Consider the following 25958-nt stretch of genomic DNA (forward strand, 5'->3'; position numbering starts at 1 on the left):
GAACCATGCTCGAATCGCTGCAGACATTCATGACGGACTATGGCTGGAACCTGCTGGCGCTCGTCGGCTTTTCCCTGCTGCTCCTCGTCGTGCTGCTGATCATCATCGCATTCCTGCTTCTGATGGACCGTAAGGTCTGGGCCGCTGTCCAGATGCGCCGCGGCCCCAATGTCGTCGGCCCCTTCGGCCTGTTGCAGTCGTTCGCCGACCTTTTGAAATTCGTCCTCAAGGAGACGATCATTCCGGCGGGCTCCGACAAGGCGGTGTTTCTGCTGGCCCCGCTTGCAACCGCGGTGTTTGCGCTTGCGTCTTGGGCGGTCATTCCGGTCAACCAGAACAGCTGGGGCAAGTGGGTGATCTCCGACATGAATGTCGGCATCCTCTACCTCACTGCGATCTCCTCGCTCGGCGTCTACGGCATTATCATGGGCGGCTGGGCTTCGAACTCGAAGTATCCCTTCATGGGAAGCCTTCGCTCGGCCGCGCAGATGGTGTCGTATGAAGTCTCGATCGGCTTCGTCATCGTCTGCGTGATCCTTTGCGTCGGCTCGCTCAACGTCACCGACATCGTCAACGCCCAACGCGCCGGGCTCGGCACGCGCGTCGGCCTGACGAGCTCATTCCTCGACTGGCACTGGCTGCCGCTCTTCCCGATGTTCGTCGTGTTCTTTATATCGGCGCTCGCCGAGACGAACCGGCCGCCGTTCGATCTCGTCGAGGCGGAATCTGAGCTCGTCGCCGGCTTCATGGTCGAATATTCCTCGACCCCATACCTCCTCTATATGCTCGGCGAATACGTCGCGATCACCACGATGTGTGCGCTGACGACAATTCTGTTCCTGGGCGGATGGCTGCCGCCGGTCGATCTCTGGCCATTGAACGCCATTCCTGGAATTCTCTGGTTCCTGCTGAAACTCGTGTTCGTCTTCTTCATGTTCGCCATGGTGAAGGCTATGGTGCCGCGCTACCGCTATGATCAGCTGATGCGTCTTGGCTGGAAGGTCTTCCTGCCCCTGTCGCTCGTCATGGTCATTCTCACGGCCGCCGTACTGCAATTCGGAGGCTTCCTGTCATGAACGTCACGCAAGGCGTGAGGTCGCTTTTCCTCACCGAATTCGTCTCGGCCTTCTTTCTCACGATGCGGTACTTCTTCTCGCCGAAGAAGACGCTGAACTATCCCTATGAGAAAGGCCCACTGTCGCCCCGCTTCCGTGGCGAGCATGCGCTGCGCCGCTATCCCAACGGCGAAGAGCGCTGCATCGCCTGCAAGCTCTGCGAGGCGATCTGCCCGGCGCAGGCGATCACGATCGAAGCGGGCCCGCGCCGTAACGACGGCACGCGCCGGACGACGCGCTACGACATCGACATGACGAAATGCATCTACTGCGGCCTCTGCCAGGAGGCTTGCCCTGTCGACGCCATCGTCGAAGGCCCGAACTTCGAGTTCGCGACCGAGACGCGAGAGGAGCTTTTCTACGACAAGGAAAAGCTGCTTTCGAACGGCGACCGTTGGGAGCGGGAAATCGCCAAGAACATCGCGCTCGACGCGAAGTACCGGTGAGGGAAGTCATGAACGTGATCGAGCAACTCTCCCTCACCCCAACCCTCTCCCCAAGGGAAGAGGGGATACGCTGTGACACACACCTTTCCCCTCGGGGAGAGGTCGGCGCGAATCGCCGGGTGAGGGGGTAGAATGGCATCGGCTATTTTCTTCTACATCTTCGCGGCGCTCGCGGTGGGATCGGGCGCAGCGGTGATCCTGACCAAGAATCCCGTCCACGCCGTGCTCTTTTTGATCTTGGCGTTCTTCAATGCCGCCGGGCTCTTCGTCCTTCTGAGCGCCGAATTCCTGGCGATGCTGCTCGTCATCGTCTATGTCGGCGCGGTTGCCGTGCTGTTCCTGTTCGTCGTCATGATGCTCGACGTCGACTTCGCGGAACTGAAGGCGGGCTTCATCAAGAATGCGGGCATTGGCGCGCTGGTCGGCGGCATCGTTCTCGCCGAGATTCTGGCGCTGGTTGGCTATCGCGGCCTGACCGCGGCTTCCACGCTGAACGTCGCTTCTCCGGTTCCCGCCGCTGGTTCGGACATTACCAATACGCAGGCGCTCGGCGAAATTCTCTACACGAAATACGTCTACTTCTTCGAAGCGTCGGGCCTGATCCTGTTCGTGGCGATGATCGGGGCCATCGTGCTGACCCTCAAGCATCGTGAAGGCGTCAAGCGCCAATCGATCTCGGCCCAGGTCGCCCGCGGACCGAAGACGGGGCTCGAAATCATCAAGGTTCCAAGCGGCGGATCCGTCATCCCGCCAGCTGCCAAGCATCCGGAGGCCGCCGAATGACCATCGGGCTGGGACACTATCTTGTCGTCGCGGCGTGTCTGTTCACGCTCGGCATCTTCGGCATCTTTCTCAATCGCAAGAACGTCATCGTCATTCTGCTGTCGATCGAATTGATGCTGCTCGCGGTCAACATCAACTTCGTGGCGTTCTCGCATTTCAACGGCGACCTCGTCGGGCAGGTGTTCGCACTTTTCGTGCTGACGGTCGCCGCCGCGGAATCCGCCATCGGTCTTGCGATCATGGTGGTCTATTTCCGCAACCGCGGTTCGATCGCGGTTGAAGACATCAACATGATGAAGGGGTGAGGCGGGATGATCTACGCCGCCATCGTTTTCCTGCCGCTTGCCGGCGCGCTCATTGCGGGCTTCTTCGGTCGCATTATCGGCGCGCGCCCGTGCGAGGTCATCACCACATCGTTCCTGATGATCGCAGCGGTGCTTTCGTGGATCGTCTTCTTCCAGGTCGCGCTCGGTCACGAGACGCATGAGATCACGCTCATGCGCTGGATCACGTCGGGCGAACTCGACATCTCCTGGGCCTTGAAGATCGACACTCTGACCTCGGTGATGCTCGTCGTCGTCACCACCGTGTCATCGCTCGTGCACCTTTATTCCATCGGCTACATGCACGAGGACGACTCGCGTCCCCGCTTCTTCGCCTATCTTTCGCTCTTCACCTTCGCGATGCTGATGCTGGTGACGAGCAACAATCTCGTCCAGATGTTCTTCGGCTGGGAAGGCGTCGGCCTTGCCTCCTACCTCCTCATCGGCTTCTGGTATACGAAACCGTCGGCGTGCGCCGCGGCCATAAAGGCGTTCGTCGTCAACCGTGTTGGCGACTTCGGTTTCGCCCTCGGCATCTTCGGACTGTTCTTCGTCTTCCATACCGTGAATTTCGATGCGTTGTTCGCAGCGGTTCCGGGCGCCGTCGGCAAGACGTTCAACTTCGCAGGGCACGACGTCGATATCCTGACCACGATCTCGCTCCTGTTGTTCATGGGCGCGATGGGCAAGTCCGCGCAGTTCCTGCTCCACACCTGGCTCCCGGACGCGATGGAAGGCCCGACGCCCGTGTCGGCTTTGATCCATGCGGCCACGATGGTGACGGCCGGTGTCTTCATGGTCGCGCGCCTGTCGCCGATCTTCGAACTCGCCCCCGACGCCTTGGCTTTCGTCACCCTGATCGGCGCGATAACCGCGTTCTTCGCGGCGACCGTCGGCTTGGTTCAGAACGACATCAAGCGCGTCATCGCCTATTCGACATGCTCGCAGCTTGGCTACATGTTCGTGGCGTGCGGCATCGGCGCCTATGGTGCCGGCATCTTCCATCTCTTCACGCACGCCTTCTTCAAGGCGCTGCTCTTCCTCGGTGCGGGCTCGGTCATTCACGCCATGCATCATGAGCAGGACATGCGCCACATGGGCGGCCTGCGCCCTAAGATCCCGTGGACGTTCGCCGCCATGCTGATCGGCACGCTCGCGCTGACCGGCGTCGGCATTCCCCATCTCACCGGCTTTGCTGGCTTCTATTCCAAGGATGCGATTATCGAGGCATCCTACGCCGCCGCGACGCCGAACAACTACGCGTTCTGGCTGCTCGTCATCGCCGCCCTGATGACGTCGTTCTATTCCTGGCGGCTCGTCTTCCTAACCTTCTACGGCAAAACGCGCGCCGACCATCACACCTACGATCACGCGCACGAAAGCCCGCCGTCGATGATGATCCCGCTGGCCGTTCTGTCGCTTGGCGCGGTGGCTGCCGGTATCGTGTTCGCGCCGTACTTCATCGGCCACGACCAGAAGGAATTCTGGGGCGCCGCGATCTTCACGGGACAGAACAATCACATCCTGCATGAGATGCACGATGTGCCGGAATGGGTGAGCTATTCGTCGTTCGTCGCGATGCTCCTCGGCTTCGCGATCGCCTGGGTCTATTACATCGGCGCGCCCTGGCTGCCGGAAGCGACCGCCCGCGCGTTCAAGCCCCTCTACTTGTTCCTGCTCAACAAGTGGTACTTCGACGAGCTTTATAATTTCATTTTTGTGCGGCCCGCCTTCGCGATCGGCCGGCTGCTGTGGAAGGGCGGCGACGGAGCCATCATCGATGGCACCATCGACGGCACGGCGGCAGGCGTCGTTCGTGTCACCGATCGGGTGGTCAAGCTGCAAACGGGCTACATGTACCACTACGCCTTCGCCATGCTGATCGGCGTAGCCGCCATCCTGACGTGGCTCACCTATAACGGGCTCTTCGGCGGGGTGCTCAAATGAGCAACATTCTCTCGATCACGGTCTTTCTGCCCCTCGTCGGCGCGGTTTTGATCGCGTTCCTCAATCCTGAAGCCAAGGGCAATGCGCGTTGGATCGCGCTCTGGACGACGTTGGTGACCTTCGCGGTGTCGCTGCTCATCTGGATCAACTTCGATTCCGCGAACGCCGGCTTTCAGTTCGTCGAGGAGCATGCCTGGCTCGGCCCGCTGAAGTACAAGATGGGCGTCGACGGCATCTCGATGCTGTTCGTCATCCTGACGACGTTCCTGATGCCGCTCTGCATCCTTGCGAGCTGGGAATCGATCCAACTCCGCGTCAAGGAGTACATGATCGCCTTTCTCATCCTCGAGACGATGATGCTCGGCGTCTTCTGCGCGCTCGACATCGTTCTCTTCTACCTCTTCTTCGAGGGCGGCCTCATCCCGATGTTCATCATCATCGGTGTGTGGGGCGGAAAGCGCCGCGTCTACGCCAGCTTCAAGTTCTTCCTCTACACGCTGCTCGGCTCCGTGCTGATGCTGCTCGCCATGATGGCGATGTACTGGCACGCCGGCACCACCGATATCCCAACGCTGCTGCAGACGAAATTCCCGCCTGAGATGCAATGGTGGCTGTGGTTGGCGTTCTTCGCTTCCTTCGCCGTCAAGATGCCGATGTGGCCGGTCCATACGTGGCTTCCCGACGCGCACGTCGAAGCGCCGACGGCAGGCTCCGTCATCCTTGCCGGCATTCTCCTGAAGATGGGCGGCTACGGTTTCCTGCGCTTCTCGCTGCCGATGTTCCCGAACGCGTCCGCCGATCTGGCGCCGTTTGTGTTCACGCTATCCATCGTCGCGATTGTCTACACGTCGCTCGTCGCGCTCGTTCAGGAAGACATGAAGAAGCTCATCGCCTATTCATCCGTCGCCCACATGGGCTACGTCACGATGGGCATCTTCTCCGCCACACAGCAAGGCGTGGATGGCGCGATCTTCCAGATGCTCTCCCACGGCCTTGTCTCATCGGCACTCTTCCTCTGCGTCGGCGTCGTCTACGACCGCATGCACACGCGCGAGATCTCTGCCTATGGCGGCTTGGTCGAGCGGATGCCGAAGTACGCGTTTGCCTTCATGGTGTTCACGATGGCGAACGTCGGGCTGCCGGGAACGAGCGGATTCATCGGCGAATTTCTGACGCTGCTCGCCGCCTTCCACGCCAACACCTGGGTCGCGATCATCGCGACGACGGGCGTGATCCTGTCGGCCGCCTACGCGCTCTATCTCTATCGCCGCGTCATCTTCGGCGCGCTCGAGAAAGCCAGCTTGAAGAGCATTCTTGATCTTTCGCCCCGCGAGGTCGCGATCCTCACGCCGCTGATCATCCTGACGATCTTTTACGGCGTGTATCCCTCGCCCGTCCTTGATGTGACGGCGACGTCCGTGAAAAATCTCGTCCAGAATTATCAGTCCGCGCAGGGAACGGCCGCCGCGTCGCTGACGACCCGAGGTGTCCAATGATCGATAGCACGGTCCTTTCCGTCGTCATGCCGGAGCTCATTCTGGCGCTCGGCGCGATCGCGCTTTTGATGATCGGCGTTTTCACGAAGGACGGCGAGGCTGCCGGCCGGACCGTTTCCTGGCTGGCGATCATCGTGCTCGTGATCGCCGGAGTCGCGGTCTTCGAGCAGACCGGCACGGCCAGCGTGTTCAACGGCGCGTTCGTCTCCGATAGCTTCACCCGCTTCCTGAAGATCGTCATTCTCGTCGGCGGCGCTCTGACGCTGCTGATGACCTTCGACAATTTCGGCCGCGCCAAGCTCCTGCTGTTCGAATATCCCGTGCTCGTGCTGCTCGCCACGCTCGGCATGCTGATGATGGTCTCGGCCAATGACCTCATCGCCCTCTATCTCGGCCTTGAGCTTCAATCGCTCGCCCTCTACGTCATCGCCGCCTTCAAGCGCGACGATGTTCGCTCGAGCGAAGCGGGCCTGAAGTATTTCGTCCTTGGTGCCCTGTCGTCCGGCATGCTGCTCTATGGCGCCTCGATCCTCTATGGCGTCACCGGTTCGACGAGCTACGCCACCATCGCCTCCGCCGTCAGCCTGCCGCAGATGACGACCAACGTCGGACTGACGTTCGGTCTCGTTTTCGTTCTCGTCGGTATCGCCTTCAAAATCGCCGCCGTGCCTTTCCACATGTGGACGCCGGATGTTTACCAGGGCGCGCCGACGCCCGTGACCGCGTTCTTTGCCGGTGCGCCGAAGATTGCCGCCATGGCGCTGCTTCTTCGCTTCACGCAGGCGGCGCTCCCCGCCGTTGCCTCGCAATGGCAGCAGATCATCATTTTCATCTCGATCGCTTCGATGGGGCTCGGCGCGTTCGCCGCCATCGGCCAGAACAATATCAAGCGCCTGCTGGCCTATTCCTCCATTGGCCATGTCGGCTTCGCCCTGGTCGGACTTGCCGCTAACAGCGCCGAGGGAACCGCCGGAGTTCTGATCTACCTGGCGATCTACGTGGCGATGACGCTCGGTGCCTTCGCCTGCGTTCTCTCGATGCGTCGAGGCGATCGCTATGTCGAAAACATCTCCGACCTCGCAGGCCTCGCACGGTCGGACCTGACCTTTGCGACCATTCTCGCGCTGCTGATGTTTTCGTTCGCGGGCATTCCGCCGCTCGCGGGCTTCTGGGCGAAATGGTACGTGTTTCTCCCGGCCATTAAAGCCGGGCTCTATCCGCTGTCCGTCATCGGCATGATCGCCAGCGTGATCAGCGCCTACTACTATCTCCGCATCGTCAAGATCATGTTCTTCGACGAGCCGGCTGAAGCGTTCGCGCCTCGCGAGGGACGGACCTTCGCGGTCATGGCATTGTCGGCTGTCTTTACCGTGATCTTTGTTCTGCCGTTCGTCGGCGGCGCCGTCGTCGACGCGGCAAGCGCTGCGGCCGCCGTGCTCGTTCCGGGCCACGCCCTCTAACCAAAGATGGAAGGGTTCTCGCCGCCTCGCATCGTGCACGTCGCCGAAACCGGATCGACGAATGCCGATGCCGCGCGGCTCGGGCTTGCGGGCGAAGCGTTGCCGCTATGGGTGGTGGCCGACACCCAGACGGGCGGCCGGGGCCGCGCCGGGCGGCAATGGGTCTCCCAGCCGGGAAACCTTCACGCCAGCTTGGCCTTTCGCAGCATGGCGCCGATGGCTCAGGCGGGACAATTGTCACTAATCGCCGGAATTGCCATTATAGACGCTGTCAGAACAACAATGGACCTTGCGCCCGAGACGGAACTTCGCCTCAAATGGCCCAATGACATTCTGATTGGATTTGCCAAGGCAGGTGGAATTTTGGTCGAGAGCACGTCATTTCGCGAAGGCTCCGGTTTTTTAGCGGTTTTGGGTTTCGGACTGAATCTCGTGACTTTTCCCGAAGCGGTCGGACGCAATGCGGTGGCGCTTGCAGATTATGGCGCGCCGCCGTCGCCGCGCGCTTTGATCGCGAATCTGTCCGAGCGCGTCGGTTTTTGGCTTGATCGCTGGGCTGAGGGCGCAAACTTCTCGGTGCTTCGGCAGGCCTGGATGGACCGAGCCGGCCCTGTCGGCGAGCCGATCGTCGTCAACACGGAAGCTGGTCCTTTGGCCGCGACCTATGAAGGACTGGCTGAAACGGGCGCGCTTCTCGCCAATGTCGACGGCGTGATCCGCGAGATCAATTACGGCGATGTCGCCCTAATCGGCGAAATCGCGCGCGATGGGGACACATGAGCGAGCAGGCGGCCCCACCATCCTCGGGAAAATTCAAGTCGGACGAACTGGTATTTGCGGCGCTTGGCGGTCTCGGCGAGATCGGCATGAACGTCTACCTGTACGGCTTCGGTCCGCCGCGATCCCGATCCTGGCTGATGGTCGACCTCGGCGTGACGTTTCCTCATGAGGCCGAGCCGGGTGCCGACGTGGTGCTGCCCGATCTGCGCTTCATCAGCGCTGAGCGAAAAAACCTGATGGGGCTCGTGCTCACGCACGCCCACGAAGATCACGTCGGCGCGGTCATCGATCTTTGGCCGTCGCTGGAATGCCCGATCTTCGCCACCCCGTTCACCGCTGGCATGCTCAAGACGAAGCTCGGCGAGTTCGGAGGATCGCTGTCGCTGCCGATCCGCGAGGTTCCGCTTGGCGGCCGCTTCAAGGCGGGCCCGTTCGAAGTTGAAATGGTGAGCCTCACCCACTCGATCCCCGAACCCAACGGGCTTGCGATCCGCACATCGGCCGGAACTCTCTTTCACACCGGCGACTGGAAACTCGATCCGACGCCCGTGGTCGGACGGCCGCACGACGCTGCACGCCTTCAGGCGATCGGCGACGAAGGCGTCCTGGCGCTCATCGGCGATTCTACGAATGCCATGCGGGAAGGGCGCTCCGCATCGGAAGAAGACGTCGCCAAGACGCTAAAGAAGATCATCGCGGATGCGCCGCGCTGTGTCGCCGTCACGCTTTTCGCTTCGAACGTCGCTCGCGTCGCCTCGATCGCCGCTGCAACTCACGCGGCCGGCCGTTCACTCGTGGTCGCGGGGCGCGCGCTCCATCGCGTCATCGAAGTCGCGATCGAAACCGGATATCTCCCGCGCAGCTTCACCTATCTCGATCAGCAGCGCTTTTCCGAGCTCCCGCGCGACAAGATCGTCGTTCTCTGCACCGGCAGTCAGGGCGAGCCGCGGGCAGCGATTGCGCGCATCGCCGAGGACGAGCACCCGGACATCTCGCTCGACAAGGGCGACATGGTCATTTTCTCGTCGCGCACGATTCCGGGCAACGAGCGAGCCGTCTCCAGAATCCAGAACGCGCTCGCACGCCTCGGTACCGAACTCGTGACGGACGCCGAGGCGCTCGTTCACGTCACCGGGCATCCGCGCCGCGATGAACTGCGCGACATGTACGCTTGGATTCGTCCCAAGATCGCGGTGCCGATGCACGGCGAGGCGCGGCACCTCAAGGAGCACGCAAAGCTCGCCAAGTCCTGCGGCGTAAGTCAGACGTTCACGATCGTCGACGGCGAAATGCTGAAGCTTTGGCCGGACCCGGCTTCGGTCATCGATGAAATTCCGACAGGTCGCCTGTTCCGCGACGGCAATTTGATCGTGCCGGACGCCGAGGGGCCGGTGAGGGCCAGGCGCAAGCTGTCGTTCGTCGGCATCGCCGTCGTCGCGATGTCGCTTTCCCGACGCGGCGAGATCTTGGGCGAGCCCGGCGTCGTGCTGGAAGGCATTCCGCTGGCCGACCGCGACGGCGATTCCATGCGCGAGATCGTGCTCGATGCCATAGACGGCACGGTTAGATCCATCCCTCCGAAGCGGCGCGGCGACCACTTGATGGTGCAGGATGCCGTCCAGCGCGCGGTGCGGTCCGCCATTAACGAAGCCTGGGGCAAGAAGCCGGTTGTCAAAGTGCTGCTGTCCGTGGTGGATGGCAAAGCCTGAGGCTGGGCACCTTTGTCGACGCTTACCTACACGCCGGAGAAACGAGCATGATTGGACGCCTGAACCACGTCGCCATCGCGGTTAAGGATCTCGAAAAGGCGTCTAGTGTCTATAGGAATGCATTGGGCGCCAAAGTCGGTGCGCCGACAGCGCAGCCCGAACACGGCGTCACGGTCGTCTTCATCGAGCTTCCGAACACGAAGATCGAGCTGCTCGAGCCGCTCGGTGAGGGTTCGCCAATCGCGAAATTCCTCGAGAAATCTCCCGACGGCGGCATCCATCACGTGTGCTATGAGGTAGAGGATATCATTGCCGCGCGCGACCAGTTGAAGGCCCAGGGCGCACGCGTACTCGGCGACGGAAACCCCAAGATCGGCGCACACGGAAAGCCCGTGCTGTTTCTGCATCCAAAGGATTTCTGCGGCACGCTCGTCGAGCTGGAACAGGTTTGAATCAAGCCTTCACGGGCTTCCAGTTTTGAGGACAGTCTGATGCGTACCTCGGTCGCCGTCGCCACTTTCTTTTGCATGTGGTTCATCACGCTGTTCGCGGTGCTGCCGTTCTTCGCGCGAACGCAAGGGGATGTCGGCGAGATCGTTCCTGGAACGCCGGAGAGCGCGCCGCACAAGTTCAACTTCTTCCGGGTCTTCTGGGTCAATACCGTTGTCGCCGCGATCGCGTTCGCAGGCGTTTACGCCATCATCGCCAACGTCTAAGCCCGCTTCGGCGGGTCCCGCCGTCCGCACGGGTCCCGATCGCGTCGTTGCGCGCGGGGGAATATCGCCTCCCGCCATTGCCAGCCCTCGGGTTACCGGCTATTCGGCTTTGGCTCAACTCGGGGCTACCGGATAAGAAAAGGCGCGGCGCGCCGCGCACGTTCATAGGCGAGTCTGCAATGCGTCGTTCCTTACCACTTACCTGCAGCACGTCCCGCGCGCGCGGAGATGCCCGATGAGCAAGCGCGCGCTGTCCGTCACCCGCGACGCGAATTTTCCCGAATGGTACCAGGCCGTCGTGCGCGACGGCGACATGGCCGAGACGAGCCCCGTCCGCGGCTGCATGATCATCAAGCCATGGGGCTGGGGCGTGTGGGAGCGCATCCAGGCCGATCTCGATGCGCGCATCAAGGATACGGGTCACGAGAACTGCTATTTCCCGCTCTTCATTCCAATGAGCTTCATCGCCAAGGAAGCGGAGCATGTGGAAGGCTTCGCCAAGGAGATGGCCGTCGTCACCCACCACCGCCTGAAGAACGATGGCGGGAAGCTGGTGGTCGATCCCGATGCCAAGCTCGAAGAGCCGCTGATCGTTCGCCCCACGTCCGAGACGATCATCGGCGATGCGTTCCAGCGCTGGGTGAAAAGCTATCGCGATCTTCCGCTTCTCATCAATCAGTGGGCGAACGTCGTGCGCTGGGAGATGCGCACGCGTCTTTTCCTGCGCACGGCCGAGTTCCTCTGGCAGGAAGGCCATACGGCGCACGCCGACCGCGACGATGCTGTCGCGGAAACGCTGAAGATGCTCGAGGTTTACCGCACCTTCGCCGAAGACGTGCTGGCGATGCCGGTCATCGCTGGTGAAAAGCCGGCGAACGAACGCTTTCCGGGCGCCGACAACACGTATTCGATCGAAGCCATGATGCAGGACGGCAAGGCGCTGCAGGCCGGCACCTCGCATTATCTCGGTACGCATTTCGCCGAGGCTCAGAACATTCAGTTCCAGAACCAGCAAGGCCAGCTCACCCATTGCCATACGACGAGCTGGGGCGTCTCTACCCGTCTCATCGGCGGCGTGATCATGACTCATGGAGACGACGATGGTCTTCGCCTGCCGCCGATGATCGCGCCGCGCCAGATCGTCATCGTGCCGATGCTGCGCGAAAAGCCCGAGGACGCCGAACTCATCGAATATTGCAATTCGATCGAGAAGGAATTGAAGGCCGCGGGCATCCGCACGCTCGTCGACCTGAAGCCCGTGAAGTCGGCTGAGAAGCGCTGGAACTGGGTGCGCCGGGGTGCACCTGTGATCGTCGAAGTCGGCGGCCGCGATGCCAGCGGCGGCAACGTCACGTTCATGCGCCGCGACCGCCTTCGCGACGGCGACAAGGTGATCTCGAGCACGATGGCGAGGACCGAGTTCGTCGCCGGCGCGGCCGCTCTGCTGAAAGACATTCAGGCCGCGCTCTTCGCCGAAGCCAAAGCGCGCCTCGACGGCAACATCAACACGAACTTCACCACGTTCGAGCAACTCTCGGACTACTTCGGACCCGGCGAATCGGAAGACGAGGGCGGCGCATTCAAGGGTTGGGTCCGTGTCCCGTGGTCGCGGCCGGAGGGCGAAGCCCTTGAGAAAATTGCCGATCGGCTGAAGGCTCTGAAGCTGACGATTCGCAATGCCCCGCTGGTGCAGGAGGCGGCGACCGGCAAGTGCTTCTTTACGGGCGAGCCCGCGAAAGAGCATGTGCTGATCGCGCGAGCATATTAAAACGGCCGCAATCCGGTGAAATGGCCTTAACTGCGACACAGGGAGCTGCGATGCGGCGCGCGAAGTGGGGCAACGTGACGGAGCGACAATGACGGTGACAGCTCACGGTGGGGGGACGGCTGCAATGTCTGCGGAGCACGAGGCCATCGGCGGCACGAAGCCCTTTTCGCCGTTCGAGTGGATGATCGCGGGACGCTATCTTCGCGCCCGCCGCAAGGAAGGCTTCATCTCCGTCATCGCCGGATTTTCGTTCCTCGGCATTATGCTCGGCGTCGCGACGCTCATCATCGTCATGGCCGTGATGAACGGCTTCCGCCACGACCTCTTCGCCAAGATCATGGGCCTCAATGGCCACGTGATCGTGCAGGAAGTCGGTGATCGTTTCACCAACTACGATGACGTCGCCAATTCGATCCGCAAGGTGCCGGGCGTCAAAGTGGCGATGCCGGTGATCGAAGGCCAGGTGATGGTCTCATCGAACACTCAGGCCCTTGGCGGCCTCGTGCGCGGGCTGCGCGAAAGCGATCTGAAATCGTTGAAGCTGGTGGCGGGCAACATGCGCGCGGGCACGCTCGACGGCTTCGACAAACAGACCGGCATCGCGATGGGTGTGCGGCTCGCCAACCAACTTCGCGTCGGGCTTGGCGATACCGTGACGCTCGTCTCGCCACGCGGCGCTTCAACTCCTTTCGGCACGGCGCCGCGCTCGAAAGCCTATCAGATCACCTCGATCTTCGAGCTCGGCATGTCCGAATATGATCGCATGATGATCTTCATGCCGTTGGCGGAAGCGCAGAAGTATTTCTCGAAGGCCAACGAGGTCGATGTCGTCGAGGTCGTTGTCGACAATCCCGAAGACGTTGACCGCTACGACGGCCTGATCAAGGACGCCGGCGGTCCCACGATTGCAGTGAACGATTGGCGGCAGCGCAACGAGACGTTCTTCAACGTGCTCGCGGTCGAGCGCAACGTGATGTTCATCATCCTGTCCCTGATCGTTTTGGTCGCCGCTTTGAACATCATCTCCGGGCTGATGATGCTCGTGAAAGACAAGGGGCGCGACATCGCTATTCTGCGCACGATGGGCGCCACGAAGGGTTCCGTGATGCGGATCTTCCTCATCACCGGTGCATCCATCGGCGTTGTCGGCACGCTCGCCGGCCTCGTCATCGGCGTGGTGTTTTGCTGGAACATCGAAAACATCAAGAATTTCGTGTCCTGGGTTTCAGGCACGACGGTCTTTGACCCCAGCGTCTATTACCTCACGAAACTCCCGGCAGAGATCGACATCCACGAGACAGGCGGTATCGTCATCATGGCCCTGGTCCTTTCGGTCATCGCGACGCTCTATCCGTCGTGGAAGGCCTCCAAGCTCGATCCCGTCGAAGCCCTGCGGTACGAGTGATGCTCATGGATACTCCCGCTCCGCGCGCGCCGATCCTGCAACTTGAGGGCGTCACCCGCTCGTTCCGCCAAGGCGAGAAGGAGATTGTCGTTCTCCGCGGCGTCGATGCCGTGCTCTGGCCCGGCCAGGCTGTTGCGCTCGTCGGCCCGTCTGGCGCCGGCAAGTCGACGCTGCTCCACATCACGGGTCTTCTCGAATCCCCGACCAGCGGCCGTGTCATCGTCAACGGTCGCGACTGCGCGACGATGACGGAAGCTGATCGCACGCGTCTGCGCCGCCGTGAGATCGGCTTCGTCTACCAGTTTCACCAATTGCTGCCCGAGTTCAGCGCGCTGGAAAACGTGGTCATTCCGCAGCTGATCCTCGGCAAGAGCAGGAAGGTCGCCGAAGCGCACGCGCGGGAATTGCTGGCGGGCGTCGGACTTGCGCAGCGTGCCGAGCATCGTCCCGCGGAGCTTTCGGGTGGCGAGCAGCAGCGCACCGCCATCTGCCGCGGCCTCGCGAACAGTCCGAGGCTCCTGCTGGCGGACGAGCCGACGGGCAATCTCGATCCGCACACGGCCGACCACGTGTTCTTGCAGCTGATCGACGTTATCCGTCGCCAGGGTGTTGCGGCGCTGATCGCGACCCACAATATGGACTTGGCGGCTCGCATGGATCGCGTGCTGCAAGTGCATGAAGGGCAGCTCGTCGAGATCTCGCTGTCGCGCACCCATTGACCAAGCGCGTCGCGCCTGACAATCCCATTGTTTATCTTGCGTTTTGGCCGAGAGACAGAGGCGCCCAAAACGCGCAAAATAGATCATGAACGCTCCGATTCGCGGCGCTCAGGGCGCACCGAGATTCATCCATCTGAAAGTCCACTCGGCCTATTCGCTGCTCGAAGGCGCGTTGCCGATCGCCAAGCTCGCAAAACTCGCGACCGCGATGAACCTTCCCGCGATCGGCCTGACGGACACGAACAATCTTTTCGGCGCCCTGGAGTTTTCCGAAAAGCTCTGGGGTGCGGGCGTGCAGCCCATCGTCGGCACCACGCTCGACATCGATTTCGGCGACAATCGCGACAGCGGGCCGATGGCGCTCCGCGCTATGAGCAACGAGCCGCGCGTGAAGCCGGCCGGCAAGCTTGCGCTGCTCGCCATGAACGCCGACGGTTTCGCCAATCTGATGAAGCTGTCGAAAGTTTTGAATTTCGAAGCTGCGCCGGACGAGCCGCCGCACGTGAAGATCGGCAGACTCGAAGAATTGTCGGCCGGGCTGATCGCTCTTACGGGCGGCCCGCAGGGTCCGATCAACAGCGCGTTGCGCAACGGCCAGCCCGACCACGCGCTAGAGCGCCTGAAGACACTCGAAAAGATTTTCGGCGACAGGCTCTATATCGAGCTTCAGCGTCACGGCCTTCCCGAAGAAACGGAAGTCGAACCGCAGCTTCTGGAATATGCCTATTCGCGTCGCATTCCCATCGTCGCGACGAACGAATGTTATTTCGCCTCTCGCACCGATTACGAAGCGCACGACGCGCTGCTGTGCATCGCCGATGGCCGCTACGTCGTCGAAGATGATCGCCGCCGCGCCAGCCCCGAGCACTACCTGAAGACCGAAGACGAGATGGCTTCGCTCTTCGCGGATTTGCCGGAAGCGCTGGCGAATACCATCGAGATCGCGATCCGCTGCGCCTTCCGCCCGGAAGGCAAAAAGCCCATCCTGCCGCGCTTCGTGGCGGGCGACGACAGCCAGAGCGAGATCGAGAACTTCCGGCTCGAAGCCGCCGAACTGAAGGCGCAGGCGATCGACGGCCTGAAGCGCCGGCTCGAAGCGCACGGCACCGCCGAAGGCTACACGGTCGAGGACTACGACAAGCGCTTGGCGTACGAGATCGACGTCATCACGCAGATGAAGTTTCCCGGCTACTTCCTCATCGTCGCCGACTTCATCAAATGGTCGAAGGCGAACGGCGTGCCGGTTGGGCCGGGTCGCGGTTCGGGCGCGGGCTCGCTCGTCGCGTACGCTCTCACCATCACCGATCTCGATCCGCTGCGCTTCGGTCTGCTGTTTGAGCGCTTCCTCAATCCCGAACGTATCTCGATGCCGGACTTCGACATCGACTTCTGTCAGGAAAAACGCGACCGCGTCATCGATTACGTTCAGAAGAAATACGGCAGCGATCGCGTCGCCCAGATCATCACGCACGGCAAACTGCAGGCGCGTGCCGTTCTGCGCGACGTCGGCCGTGTGCTGCAGATGCCCTACGGTCAGGTCGATCGGCTCTGCAAGCTCGTGCCGAACAATCCGGCCAATCCCGTAACGCTTCGCGAAGCCATCGACGGCGAGCCCAAGCTTCAGGAAGAGCGGGATCGTGAACCGATCGTCGCGCGCCTCCTCGAGATCGCGGAAAAGCTCGAAGGCCTTTATCGGCACGCCTCGACGCACGCTGCCGGTATGGTGATCGGCGATCGTCCGCTTGAAGAGTTGGTGCCGCTCTACCGCGATCCGAAATCCAATTTCCCGATCACCCAATACAACTGGAAGATGGTCGAGGCCGCGGGCCTCGTGAAGTTCGACTTCCTCGGTCTGAAAACGCTCACAGTTCTGGAGAAGGCGGTCCAGCTGATCAAGAAGGTCCGCGGAATCACTGTCGATCTTCCGAGCCTGCCGCTCGATGACAAGCCAAGCTACGAGATGCTGGCGAAGGCCGATACGGCCGGCGTGTTCCAGCTCGAAAGCACAGGCATGCGCGAAAGCTTGAAGCGCCTAAAGCCCGACCGCTTCGAGGACATCATCGCCATGGTGGCGCTCTATCGCCCCGGCCCGATGGATAACATCCCGACCTACATCAATCGCAAGCACGGCGAGGAACCGGTCGATTATCTCCATCCGATGCTGGAAGGCATCCTGAAGGAGACCTACGGCGTCATCATTTATCAGGAGCAGGTCATCCAGATCGCTCAGGTGATGGGCGGCTACACGCTAGGCCAAGCCGACATGCTTCGGCGCGCCATGGGCAAGAAGGACAAGGCCGAAATGGCGAAGCAGCAAGCGCGCTTCGTCGAAGGCGCCGTCAGCAAGGGTGTGAAGAAAGACGAGGCGATCTACATCTTCGAACTCGTCGACAAGTTTGCTGGCTATGGCTTCAACAAATCGCACGCGGCCGCCTACGCGCTCGTCAGCTATCACACGGCTTACCTGAAGGCGAATTTCCGCGAGGAGTTCTTTGCCGCCTCCATGACGCTCGACATGGGCAACACGGACAAGCTCGCGATGTTCGCGTCCGAAGCGCGCAAGTCCGGCATCCGCATGCTGCCGCCGTGCGTCAATCAATCAGGCGTCGACTTTGGCGTGGAACCCCCGGCCGAAGGAGCGAAACTCGGCGCCATTCGCTATTCGCTTGCGGCTCTGAAAAATATCGGCGCCGGCGCGGTGGAGACGATCGTCAATGAGCGCAACGCCGGCGGCCGCTATGAATCGCTCGGTGATTTCGCAGCCCGCGTCGACGCGAAGGCGCTCAACAAGCGCGCCGTCGAAACGATGGCCAAGGGCGGTGCGTTCGATGCGCTGAACGCAAACCGGGCGCTTGTCGCTGCCAATGCCGACACGATCCTCGCCTCCGCGCAGCGACGAACCTCCGATGAAGCGCAGGGTACCACCGACCTCTTCGGCTCTGCCGGCAAACCGGCAGATCTCGTTCTTCGCGCGACGCCGTCGTGGACCGCGATGGAGAAGCTGTCTGAAGAATTCCAGGCGATCGGCTTTTATCTTTCCGGTCACCCGCTCGATCAATACGATCGCGTATTGGCAAAACTCGGCATCAGGAAATTCAGCGAATTTGAAGCCCTCGTGCAGCGGGGAGCATCCGCAGGCCGGCTCGCCGGCATCGTCATTGCCGCGCGCGAGCGCCGATCTCAGAAAGGCAACAAGTTCGCCTTCGCGACTTTCTCCGACGCGACTGGCCAGTTCGAAGCCGTCATTTTTTCCGACACGCTCGCCGCGTGCCGCGATCTCTTGCAGCCGGGAACGCCGGTAATCGTTTCCGTTGAGGCGGAGCGCGACGGCGAAACGATGAAAATGCGGGTGCAATCGATCGAGGAACTCGATAAGGCGGCATCCGCGGTGCCGCGCAATTTGAAGCTGGTGCTTGATCGAAAGTCGGTCATCGCCAAGGCCGCGCCGGTCTCCGACGTCAGCAAGTATCTGAAACCAAATGCGCGCGGTGGCGAAATTCGCATCGTGCTTCCGCTCGAAGATCGCAATCGCGAATTGGAATTCGTGCTCGCCGGTCGCTACGACGTCTCGCCGCGAGAGGCGATCCGCATCGAAGCACTGCCCATCGTGGCTGAAATTATCGAAACCTGACACCGCTGGTTGCGGGCAGTAAAGCTACACTTCCCGAATTATTTCCCTTCATCGACGGCTTTTATCGTGGAGCCGCGTTTAGAGATCCGAGACGTGAGAGACCGCGTCTTTTTTTAAGAGATAGGAGCCTCCAATGAAGAAGAGCTTGATCGCGGGAGCCGTGCTCGCTGCCGTCACCCTCGGTGCCGCTGGCAGTGCGAATGCCGGCGTTGCCGGCGCCAACCTCAATGGCATCAGCGCTCATGGCGAAAAAACGGTCGCCGAGCACGTCTATTACACGAAGCGCTATTACAAGCATCGCCACTACCAGCATCGTAAGTGGGTCTGCGCCTGGCGGCATGGCCATCGCCGTTGCTACTGGCGCACCTGGTAGGCCGCGCCTGCACCATGTAGGAGGTGGCGCTGCGGCGCTGCCTTCTTCTGACACAGTTCGTGTGCATAGCTCCGCACCCCCTGAGCTAGCGAAAACGAGGGAAGACATGTCAAAATTCCACGCTGCTTTGATCGCCGCTTTTCTTCTGGCCCCCGCTGTTGCCTACGCTGCGGAGGATGAGAAGGCGCCGCCGAAACTCAGCGCAGCCGACATCAAGAAAAATCTCGAAGCCGCCACCTCCGACCCGGCAAAGGTGAAAGCCTACTGCGCGATGTCGAAGAAGATGGACGAAGTCGGCGATGACGAGAAGAAAGCCGAAGCTGCCGGCAACGAAATCGACGGATATTTCAAGACGCTGGGCGAAGACTTCGAGAACGCCTGGGATTCCGGACAGGACGCGGCGGATGGCTCGCCGGAAGCCAAGGCCATGGACGAGGCCATCGCGGGCCTCGACGCCAAGTGCAAGTGAGAGCGCGGTCTGCGCTCCTACTCGGATTATCAGAAATCAGCGCACCGCGACCCGATTGGCCGTCGCGGTGCACTTCTCATCCGGCCCGTTTCCAGTCCAGGCCATCCGTAGCCGATGCAAGTCGTTGTACGGCCTGGGCTTGACTTGCACTTCGGCCCGATCCCCCGTATAAGCCGCCCATCTCACACGCGAGACATATGCGCCATGCGGATGAAAAGCCCCGCATCGTGCTCCGGTGGAGAACCGCTAAGTTCCTGAAAAGGCTGGCGTTCTCTTCTCAAGTCTCGCGGAGGTCTAACCGGAAAAGGATACGTACTGATGGCACTTCCTGCCTTCAACATGCGTCAGCTATTGGAAGCTGGCGTTCACTTCGGCCACCAATCTCACCGCTGGAACCCCAAGATGGCGCCGTTCATCTATGGGTCGCGCAACAAAATTCACATTCTCGACCTCACGCAGACGGTGCCGTTGCTGCACCAGGCGCTTCTGAAGGTTTCTGACACTGTTGCTGGCGGCGGCCGCGTGCTTTTTGTCGCCACTAAGCGCCAGGCCTCGGACGGCATCGCTGATGCCGCCAAGCGCAGCGCCCAGTACTTCATCAATCACCGTTGGCTCGGCGGCACGCTCACCAACTGGAAGACGGTTTCGCAGTCGATCCGCCGCCTTCGTCAGCTCGACGACATCTTGGCTGACCCCCAGGGCCGCACGAAGAAGGAAATCCTGAACCTGACGCGCGAGCGCGACAAGCTCAACCAGTCGCTCGGTGGCATCAAGGACATGGGCGGCACGCCCGACCTCCTCGTCGTGATCGATACGAACAAGGAATCGATCGCGATTCAGGAAGCTCGTAAGCTGAACATTCCGATCGTCGCCATCGTCGATACGAACTGCGATCCCGACGGCATCGACTATCCGGTCCCCGGCAACGACGACGCCGGCCGTGCCATCACGCTTTACTGCGATCTGATGGCGCGTGCGGCTCTCGATGGCCTGGAGCGTTCGCAGGGCTCCTCTGGCGTTGACGTCGGTGCATCCGAAACGCCGCCTGCCGAAGAGTTGCCGAAGGTTACCTTCAAGGGCATCGAAGCTCCGCGCGGCGAAGCAGACGACCTCAAGCGCATCATCGGCGTCACGCCGAAGATCGAGCAGCGCCTCAACGATGCCGGCGTCTATCACTTCTGGCAGCTCGCCGACCTCGACGCCGACTACACCGAGGCGTTGGATCGCCAGCTCAAGCTCCGCGGTCAGGTCACCAAGGAAGACTGGGTCGGTCAGGCCAAGAAGCTCGTCGAGGCTGCCAGCGTCTAATTCGCGTTGGCAAACCGACATCAAACTGACGCGCTTTTGAAGCGCGAACGTGAATGAACATTGATGAGGCGCCCAGCGGGGCGCCTCGAACCTCATAGGTGACAGGAATGACGACGATCACCGCCGCTGACGTAAAGAAGCTGCGCGATATGACCGGCGCCGGCATGATGGACTGCAAAACCGCGCTGACCGAAACCAACGGTGACATCGAAGCTGCCGTTGACTGGCTCCGCAAGAAAGGTCTGTCGAAGGCTGCCAAGAAGTCGGGCCGCATCGCCGCCGACGGTCTCATTGGTATCGTCGCGAAGGGCCGCGAAGGCGCCGTGGTCGAGGTCAACTCGGAGACGGACTTCGTTGCGCGCAACGAGCAGTTCCAGACGCTGGTGCGCGACATCGCCGGCCTCGCGCCCGCCGCCAAGGGCGATCTCAAGGCACTCCTTGCCGCCACCTACCCCGGCACCAAGAATACCGTCGAGACGCAACTTCAGGAAGCTGTCGCGACCATCGGCGAAAACATGACGTTGCGTCGGACCGCATCGCTCGCCGTGAAGGAAGGCGTCGTCGCCGACTACGTGCATAATCGCGTTGCCGATGGCCTCGGCAAGATCGGCGTGCTCGTTGCGCTTGAAAGCGCGGGCGATGAGCCGAGCCTGTTCGAGATTGCCCGCATGATCGCGATGCACGTCGCCGCGGCAAGCCCGATCGCTCTCGATATCTCGGCCGTCCCGGCTGAAGTGCTCGAGCGCGAGAAGGCAATCCTCGCCGAGAAGAACCAGGGCAAGAAGCCCGACGTTCTCGAAAAGATCATCTCCGGCGGCATCAAGGCCTTCGCCAAGGAGAACTGCCTGCTCGAGCAGCAGTACATCCACGACACGTCCAAAACGGTCGCCCAAGCCGTCAAGGAAGCGGAAAGCACGGCCGGCGCCGCGATCAAGGTCACCGGCTTCATCCGCTATGCGCTGGGCGAGGGCATCGACAAGAAGGAAGAGGACTTCGGCGAAGAAGTCCGCAAGCTCGCGAGCGGCGGCCGCTGACGTCTGTGGCATTGCTCCAACTTGGCTTGGGGCATGCCGCTGGCCTGAATCGCCAGCGCGGGTTAGGTATCCACCGGCCGGTCATCGTGATCGGCCGGTTTTTCGTATCTTGTGCCGAGGGAGAGCGAACGGATGAGTGGCGCGCAGGGCCTTAAATACAAGCGGCTCCTTCTGAAGCTCTCCGGCGAAGCGCTGATGGGCCAACAGGCCTACGGCATCGACATGACCGTCGCCGAGCGCCTTTCCAAAGACATCGCCTCTGCCGTGGCGGCCGGGGCCGAAATCGCGGTCGTCGTCGGCGGTGGCAACATCTTCCGCGGTCTCTCGGGCGCTGCCAAGGGCATGGACCGCGCGACGGCCGACTACATGGGAATGTTGGCCACTGTAATGAATGCCCTGGCCTTCCAGAACGCCCTCGATCGCCTGGGCGTCCCCGCCCGAGTTCTGTCCGCGATCCCGATGCAGACGGTTTGTGAGAGCTACGTTCGCCCCAAGGCGCTGTCCTATCTCGCCCGCGGCCAGGTCGTAATTTTCGCCGCCGGCACCGGAAATCCGTTCTTCACGACCGACACCGCCGCCGTCTTGCGCGGTATCGAGATGAATTGCGATGCGGTCCTGAAGGCCACCCAGGTAGACGGCGTTTATTCTGCCGATCCGAAGAAACATAAGGACGCAGTACGATACGACCGGCTCAGCTATTCTCAAGTTTTAGCGAATGATCTCAAAGTCATGGATGGGGCGGCCATTGCCCTTGCCCGGGATAATGGACTTCCGCTAATTGTGGTTTCTATCGAAGAACCGGGCAATCTCTTGAAGGCGCTGCGCGGCGAGGCCCGGCAGACCGTTATCGAGGGAACCGGCTGAACCGCTTAACCCCTTGTCTTGCTGCTGTTCGACTGGCGCGACGCATTGGGTTCGAGGCGCGCGGGAAGGAATTAGGAAATGTCTGTCGCAGTTTACGATCTCAAAGAAATCGAGAAGCGCATGCGCGCCTCGCTCGACGCCCTGAAGCGCGAGTTTTCGGGTCTGCGCACGGGGCGCGCCAGCGCCAACCTGCTCGACCCCGTCCAGGTGATGGTCTACGGCTCGCGCATGCCGCTGAACCAGGTCGCGACCGTCTCGGTGCCTGAGCCGCGCATGATTACGGTCCAGGTCTGGGACCGCAGCAACGTCATCGCCGTCGACAAGGCGATCCGCGAAGCCAACCTAGGCCTCAATCCCATTACGGACGGTCAGATCCTGCGGCTGCCGATCCCGACGCTCACGTCCGATCGTCGCCAGGAACTCGTCAAGCTCGCCCACAAGTACGCCGAGCAGGCGAAGGTCTCGGTGCGCAACGTGCGCCGCGAAGCCATGGACCTTCTCAAGAAACTTGAGAAGGACGGCAAAATGAGCCAGGACGAGCAGCGGGGGAATTCCGACAAGGTGCAGGAACTCACCGACCGGCTGATCAAGGAGGTCGATGCCACGCTCGTCGCAAAAGAAGCGGAAATTCAAAAAGTTTGACGATCTAGGCCGTTTTGCTGGCGTGATGCCGTGTATGACTGCTTGAGAATTAAATTCCAGAGGGCCATGCGATAGTGGCGCCACCAGCCAAGCCAAGCGATGATCGGCCCGGTTCTCTGCTCCCGCCGAAGCACGTTGCCATCATCATGGATGGCAACGGCAGGTGGGCCCGCGAACGCGGCCTGCCGAGAACGCTCGGTCATCGCCAAGGCGTCGAAGCGGTGCGCCGCGCCGTCCGCGCAGCAATCGAACTGAAGGTCACCTATCTCACGATCTTCAGCTTCTCGTCGGAGAACTGGAAGCGGCCGATCGACGAGATCGATGATCTCATGGGGCTGATGAAGCGCTTCATCCGCCGAGACCTTGCGGACCTGCACAAGAACGGCGTTTGTATACGGATGATCGGCCAACGCTCGCACGTGGAAAGCGAGTTGATGACGCTGATCGATGAAGCGGTCGAACTCACACAGAACAACGACAAGCTCACGCTCGTCATCGCTTTCAATTACGGGTCGCGCAGCGAAATCGCCGGCGCCGCCCGCAAGCTCGCGGAAAAGGTCGCCGCAGGCGAACTCCATCCCTCCGAGATCACCGTCGAGCGCATGGCGAACGCACTCGATACGTCCGGTATCCCCGACCCTGACCTTCTCATCCGCACCTCGGGCGAAATGCGGCTTTCGAACTTCCTCCTATGGCAAACGGCCTATTCCGAGTTCGTCTTTCTTGATTGCTACTGGCCGGATTTTGATCAAGCTGCTTTCGAAGCCGCGATCGCGGAATTCCGCTCGCGCGAGCGCCGCTTCGGCGGCTTGAGCAAAGTATCGACGGCCTGAGGATCGCCCATGCCGTCAGCAAGCCCAGAAGAACCACAGCGAAGTCTCGGCGGCGTATTGGATTTTCTCCCGCCTGAACTGCGGTTGCGGGTTGTCTCCGGGACCGCGATTGGCATCGTCGCCTTTGCCATGCTTTACTGGAGCCCGGGCGCATTCGCGGTGCTCACGTTCTTGGTCGCCACGGCGATGAGCTGGGAATGGAGCCGCATTGTGAGGGGAACGATGCCCGACAGCGGTCTAGTCATCCACATTCTGACAGTCCTCGCCGCCGCGATACTGACCGCGCGCGATATGGCTGGCATGGCCGTTATCGCCAGCATTGTTGGCGCCGTCGTGGTGGGAGCGCTGGCGACCGGGTCCGGCCGCTCGCGCCTGTCGAGCGCCGGCGTGCTCTATACGGCGCTGCCTGTCATCGCGCTGGGCTGGCTTCGAAGCGACGAGACGCTTGGCTTTCTCGCAACGCTGTTCGTGATCCTGTCGGTCGCCGTTACCGACGTCGCAGCCTTTGCCGCCGGCCGGACGATCGGCGGACCGAAGTTGTGGCCGGAGGTTTCGCCGAATAAGACATGGTCCGGCTTGCTCGGCGGCATCGGCACGGCGGCGATTGCCGGCGCGCTTTTTTCCTATGTCTCCGGCACCGGCGGTGCATTCTGGTTGGCGAGCCTCGGCCTCGCGCTGGGTGTCGTCGCGCAGTGGGGAGATCTCGCCGAATCCGCATTGAAGCGGCATTTCGGTCTTAAGGACTCAGGCGGACTCATTCCCGGGCACGGCGGTTTTATGGATCGCATGGACGGTCTCGTCACCGCGAGCATCGCCGCTGCCCTGATCGGCTTTTCTATCGACGCATTCGCGCCCGCGCGCGCGCTTTTATACGGATCGTAGCGGAATGGCAGTCACTGCAAGCGTCCCATATCGATTGCCGGAACGATCCTCGGAAGCGCGCCCGCGCGTCGATGCTTCGCGACCGATGCGGCTCACCGTGCTTGGCGCGACAGGCTCGATCGGCACCAGCACGCTCGACCTCGTGTCGCGCACGCCGGAACGCTTCGAAGTCGTCGCGTTGACGGCCCAGTCGAACGCCAAGGAACTGGCGGCATTGGCGCGCCGTCACAACGCCAAGCTCGCCGTCATCGGCGATGAAGCGCGCTTGGATGAACTGCGCGAGGCGCTGGCGGGAACGGGCATTCGGGCTGCGGCTGGCTCATCCGCCCTGGTCGATGCGGCGCTTGAGCCCGCCGACTGCATCATGGCCGCGATCGTCGGTGCAGCTGGCCTGAAGCCAACGTTCGCCGCCGCTTCGCAAGGCGCGCGCGTGGCGCTTGCGAACAAGGAATGCCTCGTTTCGGCCGGAAGCGTATTCATATCCGCGATCCAGCGCTTCGGTGCCGAACTCCTTCCTGTGGACAGCGAGCATTCGGCTGCATTCCAGGTCCTGGCCGGCGCCGATCCACAATCGATCGACCAGATCGTCCTGACCGCGTCCGGCGGACCGTTTCGCTCCTGGACGCGCGAGGCGATCGCGGCGGCAACCCCCGAGCAGGCGCTCAAGCATCCCAACTGGTCTATGGGCGCCAAAATCACCATCGACAGCGCCACGCTGATGAACAAGGGCCTCGAACTGATCGAGGCGTTCCACCTCTTTCCGGTTTCGGTGCACAAGCTCGATTGCATCGTCCATCCGCAATCGATCGTCCATTGCCTGGTGAGTTACGTCGACGGCTCCGTGCTGGCGCAGATGGCCTCGCCCGACATGCGCACGCCGATCGCCGTCGCGCTGGCCTGGCCGGATCGTATGGCCGCGCCGACCGAGAAGCTCGATCTCGCGCGCCTCGCCACGTTGACGTTCGAGGCCCCCGACGAGGACCGCTTCCCCGCGCTCCGGGTCGCGAAGGCGGCGCTCCGCCGCGGCGACACCGGCCCGGCCGTCCTCAACGCGGCCAACGAGATCGCGGTCAAAGCCTTCCTCGACCGCCGCATTAAATTCCTCGATATCGCCGCTCTGGTCGAAGAGACGTTGAATGCCGCCGAGCGTCAGGGCGCCATCTGTCCGGCCGCCAGCCTCGACGATATTCTCGCCGTCGATGAACTCGCGCGCGTTCTTTCTTACGAGAAACTTAGTGGCTATTGAGCCGGTCCG

24 protein-coding genes are annotated in these 25958 nt (G+C 61.7%); all 24 read left to right on the plus strand.

The window, feature by feature from the left end; genetic code table 11:
* The first annotated feature begins 5 nt into the window (after positions 1–5).
* Positions 6–1076, plus strand: coding sequence for an NADH-quinone oxidoreductase subunit NuoH (nuoH, locus tag EKK30_RS13855; RefSeq protein WP_290986052.1), 1071 nt, complete (start codon positions 6–8; stop codon positions 1074–1076).
* Complete coding sequence (gene nuoI, locus EKK30_RS13860; RefSeq protein WP_290986053.1) at positions 1073–1561, plus strand: NADH-quinone oxidoreductase subunit NuoI; 489 nt, start codon at positions 1073–1075, stop codon at positions 1559–1561. The genes nuoH and nuoI overlap by 4 nt, the downstream gene beginning before the upstream one ends.
* Positions 1562–1693: 132 nt before the next feature.
* Positions 1694–2344 carry an NADH-quinone oxidoreductase subunit J gene (locus tag EKK30_RS13865; RefSeq protein ID WP_290986054.1) on the plus strand — a complete coding sequence of 217 codons (651 nt, stop codon included), beginning with the start codon at positions 1694–1696 and terminating at the stop codon, positions 2342–2344.
* On the plus strand, positions 2341–2649 hold the full coding sequence (gene nuoK, locus EKK30_RS13870; protein WP_290986055.1) for an NADH-quinone oxidoreductase subunit NuoK: 309 nt from the start codon (positions 2341–2343) through the stop codon (positions 2647–2649). Before EKK30_RS13865 ends, nuoK begins: the two co-directional genes overlap by 4 nt.
* 6 nt (positions 2650–2655) lie before the next feature.
* Positions 2656–4614, plus strand: coding sequence for an NADH-quinone oxidoreductase subunit L (gene nuoL, locus EKK30_RS13875; protein ID WP_290986056.1), 1959 nt, complete (start codon positions 2656–2658; stop codon positions 4612–4614).
* Positions 4611–6110 (plus strand): NADH-quinone oxidoreductase subunit M, encoded by a 1500-nt coding sequence (locus EKK30_RS13880; RefSeq protein ID WP_290986058.1) that lies wholly within the window; start codon positions 4611–4613, stop codon positions 6108–6110. The genes nuoL and EKK30_RS13880 overlap by 4 nt, the downstream gene beginning before the upstream one ends.
* On the plus strand, positions 6107–7570 hold the full coding sequence (gene nuoN, locus EKK30_RS13885) for an NADH-quinone oxidoreductase subunit NuoN (RefSeq protein ID WP_290986059.1): 1464 nt from the start codon (positions 6107–6109) through the stop codon (positions 7568–7570). Before EKK30_RS13880 ends, nuoN begins: the two co-directional genes overlap by 4 nt.
* Before the next feature lie 6 nt (positions 7571–7576).
* Positions 7577–8350: a biotin--[acetyl-CoA-carboxylase] ligase gene (locus tag EKK30_RS13890; protein ID WP_290986061.1), complete on the plus strand. Its 774-nt coding sequence runs from the start codon at positions 7577–7579 to the stop codon at positions 8348–8350.
* Positions 8347–10059 carry a ribonuclease J gene (locus EKK30_RS13895; protein ID WP_290986062.1) on the plus strand — a complete coding sequence of 571 codons (1713 nt, stop codon included), beginning with the start codon at positions 8347–8349 and terminating at the stop codon, positions 10057–10059. The genes EKK30_RS13890 and EKK30_RS13895 overlap by 4 nt, the downstream gene beginning before the upstream one ends.
* Positions 10060–10106: 47 nt before the next feature.
* The gene (gene mce, locus EKK30_RS13900) at positions 10107–10511 is read left to right on the plus strand and encodes a methylmalonyl-CoA epimerase (protein ID WP_290986063.1); all 405 of its coding nucleotides are present in this window, start codon (positions 10107–10109) and stop codon (positions 10509–10511) included.
* A gap of 39 nt (positions 10512–10550) precedes the next feature.
* On the plus strand, positions 10551–10775 hold the full coding sequence (locus EKK30_RS13905) for a DUF1467 family protein (RefSeq protein ID WP_290986064.1): 225 nt from the start codon (positions 10551–10553) through the stop codon (positions 10773–10775).
* A gap of 235 nt (positions 10776–11010) precedes the next feature.
* Entirely contained in the window at positions 11011–12543 is a 1533-nt protein-coding gene (gene proS, locus EKK30_RS13910; RefSeq protein WP_290986065.1) for a proline--tRNA ligase, read from the plus strand.
* A 124-nt stretch (positions 12544–12667) separates the two neighbouring features.
* Positions 12668–13948 carry a lipoprotein-releasing ABC transporter permease subunit gene (locus EKK30_RS13915; protein WP_290986527.1) on the plus strand — a complete coding sequence of 427 codons (1281 nt, stop codon included), beginning with the start codon at positions 12668–12670 and terminating at the stop codon, positions 13946–13948.
* Between the two features lie 5 nt (positions 13949–13953).
* Positions 13954–14667 carry an ABC transporter ATP-binding protein gene (locus EKK30_RS13920; protein WP_290986067.1) on the plus strand — a complete coding sequence of 238 codons (714 nt, stop codon included), beginning with the start codon at positions 13954–13956 and terminating at the stop codon, positions 14665–14667.
* Positions 14668–14752: 85 nt separating this feature from the next.
* A complete protein-coding gene (dnaE, locus tag EKK30_RS13925) occupies positions 14753–18298 on the plus strand; it encodes a DNA polymerase III subunit alpha (protein WP_290986068.1) in 3546 nt (1181 codons plus the stop codon).
* Between the two features lie 133 nt (positions 18299–18431).
* Positions 18432–18671, plus strand: coding sequence for a hypothetical protein (locus tag EKK30_RS13930; RefSeq protein ID WP_290986069.1), 240 nt, complete (start codon positions 18432–18434; stop codon positions 18669–18671).
* 106 nt (positions 18672–18777) lie between these two features.
* Positions 18778–19140: a hypothetical protein gene (locus EKK30_RS13935; RefSeq protein ID WP_290986070.1), complete on the plus strand. Its 363-nt coding sequence runs from the start codon at positions 18778–18780 to the stop codon at positions 19138–19140.
* Positions 19141–19458: 318 nt separating this feature from the next.
* Positions 19459–20448 carry a 30S ribosomal protein S2 gene (locus EKK30_RS13940; protein ID WP_290986071.1) on the plus strand — a complete coding sequence of 330 codons (990 nt, stop codon included), beginning with the start codon at positions 19459–19461 and terminating at the stop codon, positions 20446–20448.
* A 107-nt stretch (positions 20449–20555) separates the two neighbouring features.
* Positions 20556–21482 (plus strand): translation elongation factor Ts, encoded by a 927-nt coding sequence (tsf, locus tag EKK30_RS13945; RefSeq protein ID WP_290986072.1) that lies wholly within the window; start codon positions 20556–20558, stop codon positions 21480–21482.
* Positions 21483–21614: 132 nt separating this feature from the next.
* On the plus strand, positions 21615–22346 hold the full coding sequence (gene pyrH / locus EKK30_RS13950) for a UMP kinase (RefSeq protein ID WP_290986073.1): 732 nt from the start codon (positions 21615–21617) through the stop codon (positions 22344–22346).
* A gap of 78 nt (positions 22347–22424) precedes the next feature.
* Entirely contained in the window at positions 22425–22988 is a 564-nt protein-coding gene (frr, locus tag EKK30_RS13955; protein ID WP_290986074.1) for a ribosome recycling factor, read from the plus strand.
* A 74-nt stretch (positions 22989–23062) separates the two neighbouring features.
* The gene (locus EKK30_RS13960; RefSeq protein WP_290986076.1) at positions 23063–23821 is read left to right on the plus strand and encodes an isoprenyl transferase; all 759 of its coding nucleotides are present in this window, start codon (positions 23063–23065) and stop codon (positions 23819–23821) included.
* 9 nt (positions 23822–23830) lie between these two features.
* A complete protein-coding gene (locus EKK30_RS13965) occupies positions 23831–24703 on the plus strand; it encodes a phosphatidate cytidylyltransferase (RefSeq protein ID WP_290986077.1) in 873 nt (290 codons plus the stop codon).
* Positions 24704–24788: 85 nt separating this feature from the next.
* The gene (locus tag EKK30_RS13970; RefSeq protein ID WP_290986529.1) at positions 24789–25949 is read left to right on the plus strand and encodes a 1-deoxy-D-xylulose-5-phosphate reductoisomerase; all 1161 of its coding nucleotides are present in this window, start codon (positions 24789–24791) and stop codon (positions 25947–25949) included.
* Positions 25950–25958: the final 9 nt, after the last annotated feature.

Source organism: Hyphomicrobium sp. (genome assembly GCF_003987855.1).
Classification (GTDB): domain Bacteria; phylum Pseudomonadota; class Alphaproteobacteria; order Rhizobiales; family Hyphomicrobiaceae; genus Hyphomicrobium_B.

Coding starts and splice junctions, on each gene's coding strand:
- nuoH (WP_290986052.1), top strand. CDS start 6: ATGCTCGAATCGCTGCAGACATTCATGACGGACTATGGCTGGAACCTG.
- nuoI (WP_290986053.1), top strand. CDS start 1,073: ATGAACGTCACGCAAGGCGTGAGGTCGCTTTTCCTCACCGAATTCGTC.
- EKK30_RS13865 (WP_290986054.1), top strand. CDS start 1,694: ATGGCATCGGCTATTTTCTTCTACATCTTCGCGGCGCTCGCGGTGGGA.
- nuoK (WP_290986055.1), top strand. CDS start 2,341: ATGACCATCGGGCTGGGACACTATCTTGTCGTCGCGGCGTGTCTGTTC.
- nuoL (WP_290986056.1), top strand. CDS start 2,656: ATGATCTACGCCGCCATCGTTTTCCTGCCGCTTGCCGGCGCGCTCATT.
- EKK30_RS13880 (WP_290986058.1), top strand. CDS start 4,611: ATGAGCAACATTCTCTCGATCACGGTCTTTCTGCCCCTCGTCGGCGCG.
- nuoN (WP_290986059.1), top strand. CDS start 6,107: ATGATCGATAGCACGGTCCTTTCCGTCGTCATGCCGGAGCTCATTCTG.
- EKK30_RS13890 (WP_290986061.1), top strand. CDS start 7,577: ATGGAAGGGTTCTCGCCGCCTCGCATCGTGCACGTCGCCGAAACCGGA.
- EKK30_RS13895 (WP_290986062.1), top strand. CDS start 8,347: ATGAGCGAGCAGGCGGCCCCACCATCCTCGGGAAAATTCAAGTCGGAC.
- mce (WP_290986063.1), top strand. CDS start 10,107: ATGATTGGACGCCTGAACCACGTCGCCATCGCGGTTAAGGATCTCGAA.
- EKK30_RS13905 (WP_290986064.1), top strand. CDS start 10,551: ATGCGTACCTCGGTCGCCGTCGCCACTTTCTTTTGCATGTGGTTCATC.
- proS (WP_290986065.1), top strand. CDS start 11,011: ATGAGCAAGCGCGCGCTGTCCGTCACCCGCGACGCGAATTTTCCCGAA.
- EKK30_RS13915 (WP_290986527.1), top strand. CDS start 12,668: ATGTCTGCGGAGCACGAGGCCATCGGCGGCACGAAGCCCTTTTCGCCG.
- EKK30_RS13920 (WP_290986067.1), top strand. CDS start 13,954: ATGGATACTCCCGCTCCGCGCGCGCCGATCCTGCAACTTGAGGGCGTC.
- dnaE (WP_290986068.1), top strand. CDS start 14,753: ATGAACGCTCCGATTCGCGGCGCTCAGGGCGCACCGAGATTCATCCAT.
- EKK30_RS13930 (WP_290986069.1), top strand. CDS start 18,432: ATGAAGAAGAGCTTGATCGCGGGAGCCGTGCTCGCTGCCGTCACCCTC.
- EKK30_RS13935 (WP_290986070.1), top strand. CDS start 18,778: ATGTCAAAATTCCACGCTGCTTTGATCGCCGCTTTTCTTCTGGCCCCC.
- EKK30_RS13940 (WP_290986071.1), top strand. CDS start 19,459: ATGGCACTTCCTGCCTTCAACATGCGTCAGCTATTGGAAGCTGGCGTT.
- tsf (WP_290986072.1), top strand. CDS start 20,556: ATGACGACGATCACCGCCGCTGACGTAAAGAAGCTGCGCGATATGACC.
- pyrH (WP_290986073.1), top strand. CDS start 21,615: ATGAGTGGCGCGCAGGGCCTTAAATACAAGCGGCTCCTTCTGAAGCTC.
- frr (WP_290986074.1), top strand. CDS start 22,425: ATGTCTGTCGCAGTTTACGATCTCAAAGAAATCGAGAAGCGCATGCGC.
- EKK30_RS13965 (WP_290986077.1), top strand. CDS start 23,831: ATGCCGTCAGCAAGCCCAGAAGAACCACAGCGAAGTCTCGGCGGCGTA.
- EKK30_RS13970 (WP_290986529.1), top strand. CDS start 24,789: ATGCGGCTCACCGTGCTTGGCGCGACAGGCTCGATCGGCACCAGCACG.